The organism is Marinobacter iranensis (assembly GCF_029207565.1).
Lineage (GTDB): Bacteria > Pseudomonadota > Gammaproteobacteria > Pseudomonadales > Oleiphilaceae > Marinobacter > Marinobacter iranensis.
This window is the reverse complement of the sequence record NZ_JANCMW010000041.1, coordinates 1-433: the sequence shown is the minus strand read 5'-3', so window position 1 is coordinate 433 and position 433 is coordinate 1. Positions and strand designations below refer to the sequence as shown.

Annotated in this window: 1 protein-coding gene; it reads left to right on the top strand. The window is 61.9% G+C overall.

The features are described from left to right. A partial coding sequence (locus NLU14_RS21350) for a hypothetical protein (protein ID WP_275710420.1) occupies window positions 1–329 on the top strand: 329 nt, incomplete at its 5' end. Window positions 330–433: the final 104 nt, after the last annotated feature.

Here is a 433-nt window from a genome sequence, read left to right as displayed (position 1 = left end):
AGGATCTCATGGCGCTTGATTCCACGACGAAGCTTGCTGGGGTCCGCGAAGCGATGGCCGCGGGCGAATGGGAGCGCGCGATCATCCTGGTGGCGAAGCTTCGGTCCTTGGGAAAGTATCAGAAGCCGATCGACCGCGCGCAGGACTTCATCAACAATCCGCGAATGTACGAGCAGATGGGCTATGACCGGCAGCAGGTCATCGATGACGCCATCGCCGCCATCAAGCAGAAGTTCAGCAAGTCCTGGGAAGCGGTTCAGCCTGAGACGCAAGCCGTTGTGGAAGGCACCGTCGCCGACAACGATGGCGATTCGCCCGCTACATCATGACCTTGCTTTAGCTACGCGCCACTGGGCGGGGGCCGGCCCGCCCGCAGCTGCGTCGTCCAGCATGTCGTCAAGGCTCCCCAAATAGCCGAACGGTCGGCGAGTCA